At 66.3% G+C, this 15,030-nt stretch carries 9 protein-coding genes and 1 pseudogene; 6 read left to right on the top strand and 4 right to left on the bottom strand.

Going from position 1 to position 15,030, the window contains the following annotated elements:
* Positions 1 to 139 precede the first annotated feature (139 nt).
* The gene (locus AB4120_RS01825) at positions 140 to 1,822 is read left to right on the top strand and encodes a Na/Pi cotransporter family protein (RefSeq protein ID WP_149136769.1); all 1,683 of its coding nucleotides are present in this window, start codon (positions 140 to 142) and stop codon (positions 1,820 to 1,822) included.
* Positions 1,823 to 1,931: 109 nt separating this feature from the next.
* A complete protein-coding gene (locus AB4120_RS01820; protein ID WP_149136768.1) occupies positions 1,932 to 4,049 on the top strand; it encodes a TonB-dependent siderophore receptor in 2,118 nt (705 codons plus the stop codon).
* Between the two features lie 29 nt (positions 4,050 to 4,078).
* Here the strand turns inward: AB4120_RS01820 and uvrA are convergent, their stop codons facing one another.
* Positions 4,079 to 6,943: an excinuclease ABC subunit UvrA gene (uvrA, locus tag AB4120_RS01815; RefSeq protein ID WP_149136767.1), complete on the bottom strand. Its 2,865-nt coding sequence runs from the start codon at positions 6,941 to 6,943 to the stop codon at positions 4,079 to 4,081.
* Between the two features lie 290 nt (positions 6,944 to 7,233).
* On the opposite strand from uvrA, the gene AB4120_RS01810 reads away from it, so the two are divergent.
* Both AB4120_RS01810 and AB4120_RS01805 read left to right on the top strand, forming a co-directional pair.
* On the top strand, positions 7,234 to 8,490 hold the full coding sequence (locus AB4120_RS01810) for an MFS transporter (protein ID WP_149136766.1): 1,257 nt from the start codon (positions 7,234 to 7,236) through the stop codon (positions 8,488 to 8,490).
* A gap of 207 nt (positions 8,491 to 8,697) precedes the next feature.
* On the top strand, positions 8,698 to 9,246 hold the full coding sequence (locus tag AB4120_RS01805; protein WP_149136765.1) for a single-stranded DNA-binding protein: 549 nt from the start codon (positions 8,698 to 8,700) through the stop codon (positions 9,244 to 9,246).
* 98 nt (positions 9,247 to 9,344) lie between these two features.
* Here AB4120_RS01805 and AB4120_RS01800 read toward each other — a convergent pair whose 3' ends face one another.
* The gene (locus tag AB4120_RS01800; protein ID WP_441641797.1) at positions 9,345 to 9,689 is read right to left on the bottom strand and encodes a hypothetical protein; all 345 of its coding nucleotides are present in this window, start codon (positions 9,687 to 9,689) and stop codon (positions 9,345 to 9,347) included.
* Positions 9,690 to 9,726: 37 nt separating this feature from the next.
* Here AB4120_RS01800 and AB4120_RS01795 point away from each other — a divergent pair, with 37 nt between their 5' ends.
* Positions 9,727 to 12,330, top strand: coding sequence for an autotransporter family protein (locus AB4120_RS01795; RefSeq protein WP_441641796.1), 2,604 nt, complete (start codon positions 9,727 to 9,729; stop codon positions 12,328 to 12,330).
* A 110-nt stretch (positions 12,331 to 12,440) separates the two neighbouring features.
* Here AB4120_RS01795 and AB4120_RS01790 read toward each other — a convergent pair whose 3' ends face one another.
* Together AB4120_RS01790 and AB4120_RS01785 are read right to left on the bottom strand one after the other, a co-directional pair.
* On the bottom strand, positions 12,441 to 13,763 hold the full coding sequence (locus tag AB4120_RS01790) for an HdeD family acid-resistance protein (protein WP_149136763.1): 1,323 nt from the start codon (positions 13,761 to 13,763) through the stop codon (positions 12,441 to 12,443).
* Between the two features lie 97 nt (positions 13,764 to 13,860).
* A complete protein-coding gene (locus tag AB4120_RS01785) occupies positions 13,861 to 14,613 on the bottom strand; it encodes a hypothetical protein (RefSeq protein WP_149136762.1) in 753 nt (250 codons plus the stop codon).
* Positions 14,614 to 14,899: 286 nt separating this feature from the next.
* Between AB4120_RS01785 and AB4120_RS01780 the strand changes: the two are divergent.
* Positions 14,900 to 15,030 (top strand): annotated as a pseudogene (locus AB4120_RS01780) (hydrolase); the annotation flags it as partial.

The raw sequence follows: 15,030 nt of genomic DNA, 5'->3' as shown, positions 1-15,030 counted from the left end.
CGCGTCCATTGCCGTCCCTTGCCCTCCATTGCCGGGTACGGGGGCGCGGCGCATAATGCCCCCTTGACAACAACATGATGACCGGGCGGAGCCTCGATATCTGACATCGGCACCGGTCACGAAGGAATAAGGACGCGCAATGGGCGTACTTCTCCATCTTCTATCTGGCGTGGCGCTCCTGGTCTGGGGCACCAACATCGTCAAGGTCGGCATCCTGCGCGTGTATGGCGCCAATCTGCGCCATGTGCTGTCGGTCAGCGTGTCGAACCGCTTCACGGCCTTCGCGGCCGGGCTCGGCGTGACCGGGCTTGTGCAGAGCAGCAACGCCACCGCCGTCATCGTCAGTTCGTTCGTGGGCCAGGGCCTGATCGCCGTGGCGCCGGCGCTCGCCATCATGCTCGGCGCCAACGTCGGCACGGCGCTGATGGTGCAGGTGTTCTCGATGGACCTGTCGTGGCTCTCGCCGCTGCTGATCTTTGTCGGCGTGATCCTCCACCTGAGCTGGAAGGGCAGCCGCCCCGGGCATGTGGGCCGGGTGCTGATCGGGCTTGGGCTGATCACGCTCGCGCTGGAGCTGATCTCGATCGCCACGCGCCCCGTGGTGCAGGCCGCCGGCGTGAAGGTGCTGTTCAGCACGCTGACCGGCGATGCCGCGCTCGACATGCTGATTGGCGCATTCCTGACCATCCTCTGCTATTCGAGCCTGGCCGTGGTGCTGTTCTGCGGCGCGCTGGCGTCGGCGGGCGTGGTGTCGATCCATGTGGCGCTGGCGCTGGTGCTTGGCGCCAACCTGGGCTCCGGGATCTCGGCGCTGCTGACCACTTCGGGCAACAACCAGCCGGGCAAGCGCGTGACGCTGGGTAACCTGCTGTCGCGGCTGCTCGGGTGCGTGATCGCGCTGCCGCTGCTGAACCAGGCCGAGGAACTGCTGGCGCTGGTCAGCACGGACCCGCAGCGGCTCATCGTCAATTTCCACCTGCTGTTCAACGTGGCGCTGGCCGTGCTGCTGCTGGGCGCCACGGCGCCGCTGGCGCGGATCTGCGAGGCCATCCTGCCGGGCCGCAACACCGGCGACAGCCAGGTCACGCCGCGCCACCTCGACCCCGCCGCGCTGCCCACGCCCACGCTGGCGCTGTCCAATGCCGCGCGCGAGGTGCTGCGCATCGGCGACCGTATCGAGCAGATGCTGGACAACATGCTGCGCGTGCTGCGCACCAACGACGCCAAGCTGGCCACCGCCACCTGCCGCATCGACAACGAGGTGGACGACCTCTACACGGCCATCAAGCTGTACCTGACCCAGATCAGCACCGAGGCGCTGGACGAGCACGACGGCCAGCGCTGGACGGAAATCATCTCGCTGACCATCAACCTCGAGCATGCAGGCGACCTGATCGAACGCGTGATCCTGGATGCCAAGGAAAAGAAGATCGCCCATAACCTGGCGTTTTCCGAGGCAGGCATGCAGGAGATCACCGAGATGCACGGCCGGCTGGTGGCGAACCTGCGCCTGGGGTTGTCGGTATTCCTGAACGGGGATATCCGCAGCGCCCAGCAACTGATGGGCGAGAAGGCCAACTTCCGCGAACTCGAGCGAAAGTATGCGCGGACCCACTTGCAGCGCGTGGCGGTGCAGACGACGGAGAGCATCGAGACCAGTTCGCTCCATCTGGACGTCATCAGCGAAATGAAGCGGCTCAACTCGCTGTTCTGCGCCACCGCCTACCCGGTGCTGGAACAGGCCGGGCTGATGAATCGCAGTCGGATGAAGGAAGACCCGCCTGCCGGTGTGACGGGCGTGCCGGAGGCCCAGGCGCGGTAGGGCGTTGACGATTCAATGTAGCAATTAGGGAACAATTTCACGGAAATCTACAAACGCGAACGATTCGCATTTAATATGCGTCACTTCCGCTGCATTTGCTTAGGTCGTGATGTCTTCCCGCCGCTCCGTTGTTCCGTTCGTGGTCTTCGCGGTTCCCGCCGCCGCCTTCCTTTCCCTCCCACTCCCAGCGGCCCATGCCGCCGAGCCGGTGACCGAGTTGCCCTCCGTCACAGTCAGCGCGGCCGGTGACGGCGCCGTGGATGTCGGTTTTGCCACGCGGCGCCCCGCCGGGGTGACCAAGTCCGGCGAATCGGCTGCCGATGCCGCGCAGTCGATCACCGTCATCACGCGCGACCTGCTCGACAGCCAGCAGGCGCAGAACCTCTCCGATGCGCTTCAGAACTCCGCCGGCGTGGTGACCAACGTCTACGGCCGGCGCGGCTGGGACGACTTCGTGATCCGTGGCCAGCGCGCCTCGGAATCGATTTTTGCCGATGGCCTGCTCGTCGACAGCAACAACCGCGTTGCGCAGGAGCTGTTCGGCGCGGAGCGCGTGGAAGTGCTCAAGGGGCCGGCCTCGGTGCTGTTCGGTGCCGTGCAGCCGGGCGGGCTGGTCAATATCGTCAGCAAGCGCCCACGCCCGGAACTGTTCGGCGAACTCGGCCTGACCGTGGGCAACTTCGGCTTCCGCCAGGTGACCGCCGACGTGGGCACGCCGCTGGCGAAGGACAGCAAGGCCGCGTTCCGCCTCAACGCGCTGGCGATGGACAGCGACGACCCAACTGACTCCGTCTGGTACCGCAACCGCTGGATCGCGCCATCGCTGACGTTGGACTTCGGCGCCCGCACCGACTTCACGATCCTGGCCAGCCACAACGAGCGCCACTACGTCCGCCAGCAGGGCCTGCCGGTAAACGGCACGCTGGTCAGCAACCGTAATGGGGTGGTGCCGAACTCGCGCTTTATCGGCGAGCCCGGCGCGCAGCCGTATGACGGCGAGCAGAACCGCATCGGCTACGCGCTGACACACCGCTTCGATTCCGGCTGGACCGTGAACCAGAACCTGCGCTACCAGACTTCCTCGCTGACCGGCACGCTCGTCACGGCCGGGACGATGGCGGTCAACAGCCAGTTGCTGAACCGCGGCGCCACGCAGCAGGACTTCTCGGGCGATGCCTTCGGCGTGGACACCAACGCGCAGCGCACGTTCCGGTTCACCGGGCACGAACACCAGCTCACCTTCGGCATCGACTACCGCCGCACCCGGGAAGACCGTCTGCAGAAGACCTGCCGGGTAGCGGCGCTGAACGTCTACAACCCGGTCTATGGCGCGGCGATCAACTGCCCGGCGAGCTACGGCACCGATGCCACCGACACGCTGAACGCGCTCGGCTTCTATCTGCGCGATCAGGTCCGCGTGGCCCAGCGCTGGATCGTGACCGGCGGCGTGCGCTACGAAACCGCGCGCACCAGCACCACGGACCGCGTTGCCGCCGCCCGTACCGACAACGACAACCACGCGCTCACCGGCAGCGCGGCGGTCATGTACGAACTGACGCCGTGGGCGCGCCCCTACGTCAGCTATGCCACCTCGTTCCTGCCGAACGCCGGCACCGACGTGAACGGCGCGACATTCGAGCCCGAGCGCGGCCGGCAGGTGGAAGCAGGGGTGAAGTTCGATACACCGGGCCAGGCCGGGCTGGTGACGCTGGCGCTGTTCGAGCTGACGCGCAACAACGTGCTCAGCTCGGATCCGGTGAACACCGGCTTCAGCGTGGCGGTTGGCCAGCAGCGCTCGCGCGGGGTGGAACTGGAGGTGACGCAGGACTTCGGCAACGGCCTGAGCCTGTCCGGCGCGTATGCCTATATCGCGAGCGAGGTGACCGAGGACACCACGGCAGCCAACGTCGGCCAGCCGCTCAACGCCGTGCCGCGCCACAGCTTCTCGGTCTGGAGCCAGTACCGCTTCCGCGGCGCGCTGGCCGGCTGGTACGTGGGGGCGGGCATGCGCGGGGAGAGCGCCAAGCGCGGCTACAGCTTCAGCTATACCGTGCCCGGCTACGCGGTGGCGGACCTTGGCGTTGGCTACATCGCCAATCACTGGCGCGCGGCGTTCAACGTCAAGAACGTGTTCGACAAGGCCTACTACGCGGGCGGCCTCAACAACAACGTGCTCCCGGTGGGCAACCCGCGCGTGGCGATGTTCAACCTGACGTTGAACTATTGAGCCCCCGGGGCCCCCTGACAAGCGCCTGACTAGCCCCGCTTCAGCAGCGGGGCGAGGTACTTGCCGGTGAAACTGGCGCGGCTCTTGGCCACGGTCTCGGGCGTGCCCTTGGCGATCACCTGCCCGCCGCCGGCGCCACCTTCCGGGCCCATGTCGAGCAGCCAGTCGGCGGTCTTGATGACGTCGAGGTTGTGTTCGATGATCACCACCGTGTTGCCCTGGTCGCGCAGCTTGTGGATGACCTTGAGCAGCAGCTCGATGTCATGGAAGTGCAGGCCCGTGGTCGGCTCGTCGAGGATGTAGAGCGTGCGGCCGGTGTCGCGCTTGGACAGTTCCAGCGACAGCTTCACCCGCTGCGCCTCCCCGCCGGACAGCGTGGTGGCCGACTGCCCCAGCCGGATATAGCCAAGCCCCACATCGAGCAGCGTCTGCAGCTTGCGCCGCACCACCGGCACGGCGCTGAAGAATTCGTAGGCCTGCTCCACGGTCAGGTCCAGCACCTCGGAAATGCTCTTGCCCTTGTAGAGAACTTCCAGCGTCTCGCGGTTGTAGCGCTGGCCGTGGCAGACATCGCACGGCACGTAGACGTCGGGCAGGAAGTGCATCTCCACCTTGATCACACCGTCGCCCTGGCAGGACTCGCAGCGGCCTCCCTTCACATTGAACGAGAACCGGCCCGGGTCGTAGCCGCGCTCCTTGGCCGACGGCACGCCCGCGAACAGCTCGCGGATCGGCGTGAACAGGCCGGTGTACGTGGCGGGGTTCGAGCGCGGCGTGCGGCCGATCGGGCTCTGGTCGACGTTGATGACCTTGTCGAAGTGCTCCAGCCCCTCGATATGGTCGTGCGCCGCCGGCTCGGCCGTGCTGCCGTACAGGTGGCGCGCCACGGCGTGGTACAGCGTATCGTTGATCAGCGTGGACTTGCCCGAGCCGGACACCCCGGTGATGCAGGTCAGCAGCCCCACCGGAATCTCGGCGGTCACGTTGCGGAGGTTGTTGCCGGTGGCGTTGACGATGCGCAGCAGCCGTTCCTCGTCCGGGGCGGCGCGCGTCTTGGGCACCTCGATACGGCGCTTGCCGGACAGGTACTGGCCCGTCAGGGAGCCCGGCGCCGCCTCGATCTGCGGCGGCGTGCCCTCGGCCACGATCATCCCACCGTGCACGCCGGCGCCGGGGCCGATGTCCACCACGTAGTCGCAGGCGCGGATCATGTCCTCGTCGTGCTCCACCACCAGCACCGAGTTGCCGATGTCGCGCAGATGCTTGAGCGTGCCGATCAGGCGGTCGTTGTCGCGCTGGTGCAGGCCGATGGATGGCTCATCGAGCACATACATCACGCCGGTCAGCCCGGAGCCGATCTGGGAGGCCAGCCGGATACGCTGGGCCTCGCCGCCCGATAGCGTGTCGGCGCTGCGCTCCAGCGACAGGTAGTCCAGCCCCACGTTGTTCAGGAAGTTCAGCCGCGCGGTGATTTCCTTGACGATCTTGTCGGCGATCTCGCGCTTGGCGCCGTGCAGGTTCAGGGTCAGGAACCACGTCAGCGCGTCGCGCAGCGGCCAGCCGTTGACCTCGTAGATGGCCCGCGCCTGATCGTCTTCGCCCACCTTCACGTGGCGCGCCTCGGTGCGCAGCCGGGTCCCCTCGCAGGCCGGGCAGGGCTGGTTGTTCTGGTACTTGGCGAGTTCCTCGCGCACCGCCGCCGAATCGGTCTCGCGGTAGCGGCGCTCCAGGTTCGGGATGATCCCCTCGAACACGTGGGCGCGCACCGTGGTGCGGCCTTTCTCGTTGATATACGTGAACGGGATCTCCGCTTCGCCCGAGCCGTGCAGCACCACCTGCTGGACGTTGGCGGGCAGGTCCTCGAACGCGGTGTCGGTGTCGAAGTCGTAGAACGCCGCCAGGCTTTGCAGCATCTGGAAGTAGAACTGGTTGCGGCGGTCCCAGCCCTTGATGGCGCCCGAGGCCAGCGAGAGGTTGGGGAAGGCCACCACGCGCTTCGGATCGAAGAAGGTGATCTGGCCCAGCCCGTCGCAGCTCTGGCAGGCGCCCATCGGGTTGTTGAACGAGAACAGCCGCGGCTCCAGTTCCTGGAGGGAATACGAGCAGATCGGGCAGGCAAAGCGCGAGCTGAACACGTGCTCATGCCCGGTATCCATCTCCAGCGCGATGGCGCGGCCGTCGGCCAGCCGCAGCGCGGTTTCGAACGATTCGGCCAGGCGCTGCTTGAGGTCGGCGCGCACCTTCACGCGGTCCACCACCACCTCGATGCTGTGTTTCTCGGTCTTCTTGAGCTTGGGCAGCGAGTCGATGTCGTAGACCTTGGCCTCGGCCTCATGGGCCGTGCCGCCGCCCGAGCGCACGCGGAAGCGCACGAAGCCCTGGGCCTGCATCGTATCGAACAAGTCCGAATGTTCCCCCTTGCGGTCCGCCACCACGGGCGCCAGGATCATCAGCTTGGTGTCCTCGGGCAGGGCCAGCGCGGCATCCACCATCTGGGAGACGCTCTGCGCCTGGAGCGCGATGTGGTGGTCCGGGCAATAGGGCGTGCCGGCGCGGGCGAACAGCAGGCGCAGGTAGTCGTGGATCTCGGTGACCGTGCCCACGGTGGAGCGCGGGTTGTGGCTGGTGGCCTTCTGCTCGATCGAGATGGCCGGGGAGAGGCCCTCGATCAGGTCGACATCGGGCTTCTCCATCAACTGCAGGAACTGGCGGGCGTAGGCGGACAGCGATTCGACGTAGCGGCGCTGGCCCTCGGCATAGAGCGTGTCGAACGCCAGCGACGACTTGCCGGACCCCGACAGCCCCGTGATCACGATGAGCTTGTTGCGCGGCAGGTCGAGGTTGATGTTCTTCAGGTTGTGGGTACGCGCCCCACGGATCTTGATTTCTTCCATATACCGATTAGTTGCCCAGCCAGGCCGCCGCTGCCGCCGGGGCGGACAGGTCGGTCTCACGGAATGTTCAAAGTGCCTTGCACAACGCCCGAAGCGCCGCCCAGACCGGGGCGCCAGGGGGCCGTTCGGCCGCCGCGTGACCCGGAAAGCGCGGGGAAGCAAACCTGCTAATATACCGAACTTCGGTTTCCCGGGTTGCCCGTTGGCCATCCGGCATGCGGACGGGTGCCACATGGCCCGCCATCCGGGTGCTTCGCATCGACCGAGCCAGAATTCCATTCACGAGCGCAATGCCGTCGATTCCTTCTTCTCCCCAGCCCGCCAATCTCGCCGACCCGGCCGCCCAGACGGCGCCCGTGCGCGACCGCATGACGAAAAGCGAGTTGCGTGCCAGTCTCTCGCTGGCGAGCATCTTCGCGCTGCGCATGCTGGGCCTGTTCCTGATCCTGCCGGTGTTCGCCGAGTACGCGCGCGGCCTGCCCGACGGGCACGACGCCCAGCGCATCGGCCTGGCCATGGGCATCTACGGCCTGATGCAGGCCTTCCTCCACATTCCGCTGGGCTGGTTGTCCGACCGCATCGGGCGCAAGCCGGTGATGGTGGCTGGGCTGCTGCTGTTCGTGGCCGGCGCGCTGGTCGCGGCCTTCTCGGACACCCTGGCCGGCATTACCATCGGCCGGGCGATGCAGGGCATGGGCGCCATCTCGGCGGCCATCACGGCCTGCATTGCCGACCTGACGCGCGAGCGCCATCGCACCAAGGCCATGGCGATGGTCGGCGGCAGCATCGGGCTGACCTTCGCGCTGTCCCTGGTGATTGCCTCGCCGTTGCTGAAGAGCATCGGCATGTCCGGCATCTTCTGGCTGATGGCAGTGCTGGGCGTGCTGGCCATCGGCGTGACACTGTTCCTGGTGCCGGCCCCGCCGCCGCCGCACCCGGTGCGCATGCCGTTCCGGCAGGTGCTGCTGAACCCGGACCTGATCCGCATGAACGTGGGCGTGCTGGCGCTGCACGCCAGCCAGGTGGCGATGTTCATGGTCGTGCCGGCCATGCTGGCCGATGCCGGCATGCCGCTGGACCAGCACTGGAAGGTCTACCTGCCCGTGGTGCTGGTCTCCTTCGTCCTGATGCTGGGGCCGATGATGGCCGCCGAGCGCTATGGCCGGGTGCGCCCGGTGCTGCTGGCCTCGGTGGCGCTGATGACCGTGGTGCAGCTGCTGTTCGCGGCAGTACAGGGTCTGTGGCCGATAGTGGGTGTACTGCTGTTGTTCTTTGTGGCATTCAACGTGCTGGAAGCCATGCAGCCGTCGCTGGTGTCGCGCTACGCGGCGGCCGGGCGCGGCGCGGCGCTGGGGGTTTACAACACCACCCAGGCGATGGGCCTGTTCCTGGGCGGCGTGGTGGGCGGCTGGCTGCTCAAGCACGAAGGCCGCAGCGCGGTATTCCTCGGCTGCGCGGCCGTGCTGGTGCTCTGGCTTATAATCGCGTGGAGCATGAAGGCGCCACCGGCCCGCGGGCAGGAGGGTGCGTCGGGAGTGGCGGGTTAGACACACTTGTTGTCATATCCGTAGCAGTCCGAAACGCTTTTTCGTCTTAACGGGGTTAGCATCTACACGCGCCCGACCGGATATCCGGGGGCGCGTGATGTCGTTTACCGTGTTGTCGTTTACGTCCTGTGACGGACGACCCACAAGCAAATCAGTCATGCCGTGCCGCCGCAGGGAAGCGGGGCGCGGTTCTTGGAGAACATTTACATGGCATCGGTCAACAAAGTCATTCTCGTCGGTAACCTGGGCGCCGACCCGGAAACCCGCTACATGCCCAGCGGCGACGCCGTGACGAACATCCGCCTGGCGACGACCGATCGCTACAAGGACAAGCAGTCTGGCGATTTCAAGGAAGCCACCGAGTGGCACCGCATCGCCTTCTTCGGCAAGCTGGCCGAGATTGCCGGCCAGTACCTGAAGAAGGGCTCGTCGGTCTATATCGAGGGCCGCATCCGCACACGCAAGTGGCAGGACCAGTCCGGCCAGGACAAGTACAGCACCGAAATCGTCGCAGACCAGATGCAGATGCTGGGCGGCCGCGCGTCGGGCGGCGGTGAGGAAGGCAGCTTCGGTGGCGGTGGCGGCGGCTACAGCCGCGAAGCCCAGGGCGGCGCCGGCGGTGGCGGTGGTGGCTACGGCGGCGGCCGTGCCCAGGGCGGCGCCCAGGGTGGCGGCGCGCAGGGCGGTGGCCAGCGCCGGCCGCAGCAAAGCCCGTCGAACGGGTTTGAAGATATGGATGACGATATTCCGTTCTGATCTTCTGTCAGCCGTTCTGATAAAGAAAAACCCCGCGCGATGCGGGGTTTTTTTATGGCGGCTTCGCCAGGGTGGCCTTGTGCAGCGTGGTGGACACGCTACATACATTTGCGGTCAATGCTGAAAAGCATCCCGCCGTGATCTAAGATGCGCCCCGCATCACTTTGTGCCAATAACAATACAATTTGAACGGGGTAGTCAATGAACTCCAATTTTTGTCGTGGAATGCCGCGGGCCGGCGTGCGCGCGCCGCAAGCGTCCTCTATCACTCTGGCTGTTGCGCTGCTGTTTCCGATGGCTGCGTCGGCCGGCGAATATTTTGCTTCCAGTTTCGCCGAGCTGCAGTCGGCCATTGCGGCCGCCAATGCGGACGGCGATGCCACTGCCACCATTCGCCTGAGCGCTGACGTGACAATGCCAGGGGGCGCCTGGTCAATCGGCACGCCTACCAAGCCTATCACCCTCGATACCAATGGTTTTGTGCTGACGAAGACCGGCGCGCTGGGGAACTATGCGACATCCGCGGCGGGACCGCTGACGTTGAACGGCACCTATACGGTTGCCCCGGACACGGCGGGCGGCACGGCCATGCTGATCAGCGGAGGCGGCCAGGCCATCGTCAATGGCACCGTGACCGGCGGCAACACGACGGTGGCGGGCAGCGAGAGCGGGGCAGCCATCTCGGTACTGCCCAACGCATCCGTCGTCAACAACGGTTCGGTCAAGGGCGGCAGCGGAACGAATTCGGCCAACGGTACGGCAGGCGTATCGCTCTCGACCAATGCCAAATTGGTCAACGCGGCCACTGGCACCATCACGGGGGGCGATGCCTCGGGTGGCCAGGCCGGCACCGCCGTGAACCTGACTGCGACCGTCACGGGCGGCGTGGTCAACGCGGGCATTATTCGCGGGGGCGCCGACCTGAGTGGTGGCGGGGCCGGTGGCGTCGGCATACGCGTGGCGGCGGGTACGCCTACCGTCACTAACACGGGGCTGATCGAAGCCGGTGCGGGCGCGGCGGCTATCGTTGTCAATAGCACCACCGGAACGCTGACGGTCGTCAACGCGGGCACGATCCGCGCGGGTACCGGTTACGCGAATGCCATCGAATTCGCCTCGGGCGGCACTGGCAGGGCTGTGCTCGAACTGCAGGCCGGCTCCAACATCGTCGGCAACGTCGTCGCCAACGCCACGGTGGCCAACGACACCTTCCGCCTCGGCGGCAACACGGACAGCGTGTTCGATGTCTCGACCATTGGCGTCGCCGGGCAGTACCGCTACTTCGACACCTTCGTGAAGACTGGCACCAGCACCTGGGCGCTGACGGGCACGGGCTCGGTCACCGCGCCGTGGACGGTCGACCAGGGCACGCTGCAGATCGGCAATGGCGGCACCAGCGGCAGCCTGGCCGGCAATGTCTTGGTCAACAGCGGCGCCACGCTGGCGTTCAATCGCTCGGATAGCTATACCTACGGCGGCATCGTCTCGGGCGCCGGCGGGGTGACGCAGAACGGCACCGGCACCACGGTGCTGACCGGCGCAAACACCTATACGGGCGCCACCGCCATCAACCTCGGCACGCTGGCCGTCGATGGCTCGATCACGAGCCCGGTGACCGTGAACGCCGCGGGCACGCTGTCCGGCGCCGGCACGATCTTCGGCAATGTCACGAACAGCGGCACGGTGACCCCCGGTGGCTCGGGCGTGCTGACCATCGCCGGCAACTACATCGGCAACGGTGGCACCGTGCGCGTGAACACCGTGTTCGGCGGCGATGCTTCGGCCACCGGGCGCCTTGTGGTGACCGGCGATACCTCGGGCACAAGCCAGATCCGGGCGGCAAACGTCGGTGGAGCCGGCGCCGCCACGGTCGACGGGATCAAGATCATCGACGTCCAGGGCGCGTCGAACGCTACCTTCACGCTGGCCGGCGACTACACCTTCCAGGGCCAGCAGGCCGTGGTGGCCGGCCCGTACGCGTACCGCCTGGTCAAGAATGGTGTGTCGACACCGACCGATGGCGACTGGTACCTGCGTTCCACGCTGGCCGAAACGCCTGCCGGCAGCACCTCGGCCACGGCTGCCACGCCGCTGCTGGCACCGACCGTGCCGCTGTACGAGGCCTATTCCAGCGTGCTGCAGCGCTTCAACGAGCTGGGCACGCTCCAGCAGCGCGTCGGCAATCGCTCATGGTCGCCCAACGCCGCCGTGCAGGCCGAGCAGGATGCGGGCAAGCCGATCATCGGCCGCGGTGCCTGGGCACGCATGGAAGGCTCGAACACCCATATCGATCCGTCCACCAGCACCACCAGTGCCAGCTACAACGTGCGCATGTGGAAGTTCGAGGGCGGCGTGGATGCGCCGGTCGTCGAAAACCAGGCCGGCACGCTGGTGGTGGGCCCGACCTTCCACTACGGCATTGCCAACTCCAATGTCTCGTCGATGTTCGGCAACGGTTCGATCGATGCCACCGGCTACGGCTTTGGCGGCACGGCGACGTGGTACGGCAACAATGGCGCGTACGTCGATGCCCGCGCTACCGTCACCTGGTACGACACCGACCTCCGCTCGTCGACGCTGTCGACCAAGCTGGCCAACGGCAACCGCGGCAGCGGCGTGGCTACCAGCGTGGAAGCCGGCCACCAGCTTGCGCTGGGCGGCGACTGGTCGATCACGCCGCAGGCCCAGCTTGCGTGGTCGCAGGTTCGCTTCGATGCGTTCACGGACCCGTACGGCGCCAATGTTTCGCGTGACAACGGCAATAGCCTGGTTTCGCGCCTGGGCGTATCGCTTGATCACGAGACCAAGTGGACGGCCGGCAACGGCAAGACCCGCCGCTCGCACGTGTACGGCATCACCAACCTGTACTACGACTTCCTGCACGGCACGTCGGCGCGTGTCGCCGACATCAGCGTGGTCAGCAAGGAACAGGCGTTGTGGGCCGGGCTTGGCGTGGGTGCGTCGCTGAGCTGGGATGACGATCGCTATACCGTCTACGGCGAACTGCTGGCGCGCACCAGCGTGCAGGACTTTGGCGACAGCAATGCGATTGGCGCCAAGCTCGGCGTCCGTTTGAAGTGGTAACGCTGCGCCAGCGACCATCGCGCCCGCTCGCTGCCTCGCTGCCGTGAGACAGCGAGGCAGCGAGGCAGCGAGCGGCGCCGGGGCCGGGGGGCGGGGCATTGAGCGGCGACCTAGCGCGACTGGCGCCCGGATCGTCGCGCCGTCAGCCCACCCAGCACCGTCGCCCACGCGAAGGGGCGCGGATCGGCCAGCATGCTCATGGCCCGGGCGTAGTCGAGCGTCAGGCCAGGCGTCCACGCCATGGTGGAGGCGCGCTTGCGCAGATGAGCGGCTACCCACAGCTCCGGCGTCAGAAGCAGCCGCAACAGCGGCCACCAGCCATCGAGACGCGCCCAGACGCGCGCGGCGGCGCCCTCGAGCGCGGCGTCTAGCGCGTGCGCCACGGTGCTCGAGCAGTTGCGGTGCGTCAGGTTGTAGGTAGTGTTCTGGCGATAGTCGTGCCAGAAGCTTCGCAGGCGGTCGGCATCATAGTTGCGAATGCGCACCTGCACCGTGGACGGACACCAGGCGCTTGATTCGGTCGGATAGTCCGGCTGGAACAATCCTGGCACGTCGTTCTCGCGCGTGGCGCGCAGCAGGCGGGCAAAATCGTCTGGCGAACGGTCGATCTCGACGGCCGGATAGAGGCTGATATAGATCCCCTCCGGCGCCTCCAGCGCGGCGTGGCCCGTGGATATGACGCCGTCGCGGTCCACGGCGGCGATGTAGCGATCGATGATCGGCTGGCGCTGCGCCTTGGCCTTTGCGGAGCCCACCGGTGTCCACACGTGAACGATCAACGCGCGCTCGTCTGCGGCAGGCGGGCCGCGCCATGTCGTGAGGCGCTGTCGGTCAGCCCCGGCCGCCATGACCGCTGGGTCGTCCCGCAGGCCAGGACCGGCGGACAGCCGCCGTACGCGCGACGCCAGCAGCAACATGTTCCAGCCGCCGAAGATCAACCCGAGCCCCACGCAGTAGGGCACCGTGCCAACGTAGTGAGTGGGATAGGGTTGGATGAAGAAGATGGCAATCGCGATTTCGAGCAGGCCGCCGGCCATTGCCAGGCGCCAGGTGCGAAAGCGCACGACATGCGCCGAAGCCACCTGCAGCAGGCCGTCGGCAAGAAACAGCGTGCCAAAGATCAACGACAGGATCATGTGGCCATGGTGATGCCCGGCCAGCACGAGGATCGCTGCCACACTGAAGGCGGCGCCCTTGACGTAGCGCAGCGTCCGCTGCCCGCCCATGCCGGTCGAGGCCACGGTCAGCGTGGCCAGCCCTTCGATCAGGAGCAGCCAGGCGAAGGGCTCGATCGGAAAATCGAGCTTGCCGTCCAGCGCATCGACGAACAGCACGGTGCCCACCACCATGCTGACCGCGCCGGCCCAGGCCAGCCCCTTCCATCGGGTACGCAGGTAATCGACTCCTAGTAGCAGCATCAGCAGGCGAACCATCGGAAGCTCCGGCGCGGTGTCAAGAAAGGCCCCGGGTGGAGTTTACCGTGCAAAAGCGCGATGGCCGCGCCCCCAGTCGTGACGCTGCCCCGAGGGATTACTGTGCCGATCCGCCCGCCGGCGTGCCCGCTACCTTCGGTGCTGCCGGGGCGGGCTGGTCCACGAAGAACGCGCCGCGCAGCTGCGACGTGGCCGCGCGGGTGCCTTCGTCCACGGCGCCCATCAGGTTTTCGTATTCCGGCGCCTGATCCCAGTCGCCCTTGGCGGCGTTGCGGTTCTCGACCTTTTCATACCATTCGAGCTTGTTGGTCGAGAGATCCACCAGCTGCCCGGTCAGGGAGATAAGGGCCGTCGGCGGGGTCAGCGGCAGGAAGCCGTAGTAGCTGCGGACCGTGCCCAGCGAGGCGGCGCTCACCAGCAGCAGCTTGTCCGCCTTGTACTTCCGGGCCAGCGGGCGGTAGTCGCGCAGTGCCACGCCATCGCCCGAGCCCTCCGTAAACTTGCCGAGGGACTCCGTATCGATCGGCTCCTCGATCATCACAACCTTGATCTGGCGCGATTCCAGGCCCTGGGCGAATTCCTTGGGCAGCCCGCTCACCTTCGAGAAATCCTGCTTCTGCAGGCGGTCGACGATGGCCTTGGCGTTGGCCCGGTTGATGGCGTAGTCCAGGATGCCCTGCGCGCCCAGCATGACCTGGTTCGGCTCGGGCAGCTTCTCGAGGGCGACCGCGACGGTCTTCTCCTTGTTCTCGAACAGTGCGCTGGTGGCCGGAATCGGCTTCTGCACCACTGCGCAACCCGCGAGGGCGGTAACGGCCAGCAGCAGCCCGGCGAGATAACGACGACCCATGGTTTCTTCTTTTTTTATCGGATGAGGGAAAGACATGTGTCGATAACGTCCCGTATGGCCGGACTTTGAGCCCCGGGAAGTGGGGTAGACATGCCCAGGGGGTAGCGCGGCGGCGTGGAAAAATCTAATTTCAAAAAATTTGAATAACTGCGTGAGACTTTGGCGGCTTTTCGGCACTTATCGCCCCGTATAGTTCATCCCATCGCAGCGCCACAACAAAGCAACGGCGAACAGCGAAAAGCAATAAAACTGAACGAAACAACCTTTATTTACCGGAGAAACCACCATGTCGAACGCCAACAACGCCAAGCTGCAAGTCCTGACCCCGCGCAACAGCCAGCTGATCATCATCGACCACCAGCCGCAGATGGCCTTCGGTGTGCAGTCGATGGACCGCCAGACCATGAAGAACAACGT

The organism is Cupriavidus sp. 2KB_3 (assembly GCF_052115685.1).
GTDB classification, from domain to species: domain Bacteria; phylum Pseudomonadota; class Gammaproteobacteria; order Burkholderiales; family Burkholderiaceae; genus Cupriavidus; species Cupriavidus campinensis.
The sequence above is the reverse complement of the archived record's forward strand: the minus strand, read 5'-3'. Positions and strand labels throughout refer to the sequence as shown.

Bases quoted from the DNA above. Each gene is read 5' to 3' on its own strand.
- AB4120_RS01825 (WP_149136769.1), top strand. From the start codon at position 140: ATGGGCGTACTTCTCCATCTTCTATCTGGCGTGGCGCTCCTGGTCTGG.
- AB4120_RS01820 (WP_149136768.1), top strand. From the start codon at position 1,932: ATGTCTTCCCGCCGCTCCGTTGTTCCGTTCGTGGTCTTCGCGGTTCCC.
- uvrA (WP_149136767.1), bottom strand. From the start codon at position 6,943: ATGGAAGAAATCAAGATCCGTGGGGCGCGTACCCACAACCTGAAGAAC.
- AB4120_RS01810 (WP_149136766.1), top strand. From the start codon at position 7,234: ATGCCGTCGATTCCTTCTTCTCCCCAGCCCGCCAATCTCGCCGACCCG.
- AB4120_RS01805 (WP_149136765.1), top strand. From the start codon at position 8,698: ATGGCATCGGTCAACAAAGTCATTCTCGTCGGTAACCTGGGCGCCGAC.
- AB4120_RS01790 (WP_149136763.1), bottom strand. From the start codon at position 13,763: ATGGTTCGCCTGCTGATGCTGCTACTAGGAGTCGATTACCTGCGTACC.
- AB4120_RS01785 (WP_149136762.1), bottom strand. From the start codon at position 14,613: ATGGGTCGTCGTTATCTCGCCGGGCTGCTGCTGGCCGTTACCGCCCTC.